Annotated in this window: 2 protein-coding genes and 1 pseudogene; all 3 read right to left on the bottom strand. The window is 45.2% G+C overall.

Translation table 11 applies throughout. The features are described from left to right. Positions 1-1,675 (bottom strand): annotated as a pseudogene (locus HMPREF2794_RS07110) (hypothetical protein); the annotation flags it as partial. A gap of 6 nt (positions 1,676-1,681) precedes the next feature. After that, on the bottom strand, positions 1,682-2,524 hold the full coding sequence (locus HMPREF2794_RS07105) for a cupin domain-containing protein (RefSeq protein ID WP_055270990.1): 843 nt from the start codon (positions 2,522-2,524) through the stop codon (positions 1,682-1,684). Beyond that, the coding region (locus HMPREF2794_RS07100; RefSeq protein WP_070751245.1) for a hypothetical protein at positions 2,517-2,920 on the bottom strand (404 nt) is incomplete at its 5' end. The genes HMPREF2794_RS07100 and HMPREF2794_RS07105, both read right to left, overlap by 8 nt.

Below are 2,920 nucleotides of genomic sequence, written 5' to 3'. Positions count from 1 at the left end.
ACACGATTGTCCCGGCAACGTCCCCACCGCCACCTGTTCCGACTGCAAAGGTGAAACCGTCGCCCAGCGGAAACCCTTCCGCGTTCTTCATGTACACACGCACCGTTCCGTCTTCCGCCTGTTCGCCATCCACGTCGACGGGCATGGCATCATAGACCGCACCACCTGCTACCGGGTTCACGCTGTCCTTGATGATTTCGGAATCGGTTTCGACTGTTCCCCCAGCGGCAGAACCGAAGTCGTTCCATGCCGCCAAGTCATTATAATCGGCACGGGACGCGCACAACTGTTTGGACTCGAATGTTTCCTTTCCGGTGCGGTAGATGATAACCACACCGGGTTTGATGCATTCCGTTTCATTTGCTGTCTCGTAAGCTGTCAGGGCATTGATAGCCGTTTGAAGAATATAGTATCCGTTTGATAATGGTGCAATTTCATCGACCAGTAGCACTGCGCCTTTGCCCGTCATGTCGCCACCAGCACCACCGAAGTCCGTCCAGTTCGCTTCTGTGGCAAAGCCTTCAAGGGATGATCCGGCAAACTGTTTGGATTCCCATTCACCTTCAGCAATTTTATAAGTCAATACGATACCCGGTTTGCGATAAGTGACATTATCCGCATTCTCCCTTTCCGTAATTGCGGCAATGGCTGCGGACAAGGAATAGACAGAGCCGCCACATATTTCGTTGACATTGATAACGGACAGGGCTTTGTTAGCCAGCGACAATGCTGAAGACGCGGTAGCCTGTGCGTTTTCAGCCGATTTCTTTGCCGCTTTTGCAGCCAAGTCCGCAGACGCGGCTAACTGCATCGCGTCGGAGTCGGCAGAAAGCAAAGCCCCGGCAAAGTAGATGTAGGTCTTGTTCCCGAACAGGTATATTTTATTCTCGTGCGGGTGTGTGCAGTCGGTATTCATATAGGCATCAACACCTTTCCAGCTTGGATAATACTTGTTGTCAACGAAGCAGGCAAATTTACCCAGACTGGCGACAAATACAATTTTACCGTCTTCAGTAGGCGCATTGGACTGCTCCAACACAATGGAAGAGTCTGTTACTATTTCGTCGAAGCGTTCTGTTGAGTGATGTACGAAATCTACCATTAATGAAGACACGTCCTGTGATGTGCTGTCGGCATCGTCAGAAAGGCTTTTAAGTTTACCCCATACTGTCCCGTCTTCGCTTTCCGATTCCGTGCCGATATTATCGGACAGCTTTCCGATATTTTCATTCGCTTTTTTAGCGGATTCCGCAGCTTCGTTGGCTTTCTTTTGTGCAGCATCAGCCGTATTCTTTGCCGTTTCTACATCTTCTTTTTTTGCATATACGGAAAGGTTGCCTGTCGTTGAGACAAGTTTCCACCCCGGATTTTGAAAGGCGTAGATGTTACCATTGTCGACTGCATCGGGGGTATTCTCGTCATACACCGTCACGATCTGACCGAATTTCAACGGCTTTTCGTCAGAACCGACCGGGGAAGTACTGTCCGCGTTCATCTCCGCGACGGTGGTGTATGTGTTACGAATCCCCAACCCGATCTGGTTTTTCTCCGCTTCGTTGATGACATCCAGTGTTTCATCAATCAAGCCGCCCACTTCTTCAGGTGATATGGATAAGGAATCTTTCTTTGCCGAAAGTTCCTGTGCCCGTCTTTTTAATTCGTATATTGTTGCCATTATCAGTTAAATCTTTAATGTATCCTCGATTAAAATAGTACTTGCAGGCATTTGGACAAGTGGGCTGCCATCTGCTGAAGCTATATAACAGTTGCCGTTATCGAATGTGAGTTGAACAATCATTGATTGTGGATTATCCCATGAATCTGCATACGACATCGATAGACTGAACACTCCGGAAATATTCTTTACAGACGAATCAAATGTACATAATCTCCGTTTGCCGTTCACTTCAGGAGCTATCATGGAAGTTCCTGTATTGGCAGCAGCCAAGATATTAAAATAGACAGTTTCATTGCCCGTCTGTTTTGCCCGGTATATGATTTCTGCTTTTCCGGAAACGACTTCACTTAGGGATAACTGGGCTTTCATGTCCTTTTCTATTATGGTCTTGTCCAAATAATCTGTGACAATAGCCAATATTTTATTCCTGAATGTTACTACATCATTTCTGCCTACATACATATCTGACTTTGTATATGTTGTTGACAGTTTTACATACCTGCGCTCATATACTTGCGCTTCAGAATTGTCCGCAAATATTTCATTTTGAAATTTTTCCTGAACAACCACCCAGTATACTGGTTGTGATGTAGGCACAGTAAGAATATCCGGTTTTATCGGATAAACTTCATCATCTATCACGATATATCCATTTCCGACAATAGTATACACTGTATTGGAACCAAGGATTTCCGTGCTGACCGGATCGCTTAACAGAATATGTTTCTCTCCCAGTTTCATCCCGGAACAAATGGCTTTCAATACGTCTGCTGTGGATTCTTGCATAAATTCCAAATCATCCAAATAAAATGGCTGTCCGCCTTCTTTAAATAACAGTTTATTCATATTCGTATATTTTAAGGACGTAGGTTCGTCCGGCTGGTTTATAATAGTCAATCAAGTTTTTAATCTCATTCTCATACGTTGACAGGAACGACGGTATGTTCACCATGTAATTTCCCGAATAGTTCCCTTCACCGCGCTGCTGGATGTGTTTCTTTCCCACTCCTTCACCCCGTTTATACAGGTAGGACGGGATTTGCTCTTCCCTGCGGTGATACAGGTACGATTCTTTTCCCGCAATATCAGTGATGTATATTTCCCTGTTTTTCAAGAAAAACCTGTCGTTCAGCACTTTCTCGATATATATCACCTGACCGTTTATATTCAGCTTGTTGATAGCCTGTTTACGGTAGCTTTTAAACAGGGTGTAAATGAAGATTAAAGGGAGAAGGAAGATGG

The organism is Bacteroides sp. HMSC067B03 (assembly GCF_001811315.1).
In the GTDB taxonomy this organism is placed as follows: domain Bacteria; phylum Bacteroidota; class Bacteroidia; order Bacteroidales; family Bacteroidaceae; genus Bacteroides; species Bacteroides faecis.
This window is presented reverse-complemented; position numbering and strand designations above follow the sequence as displayed.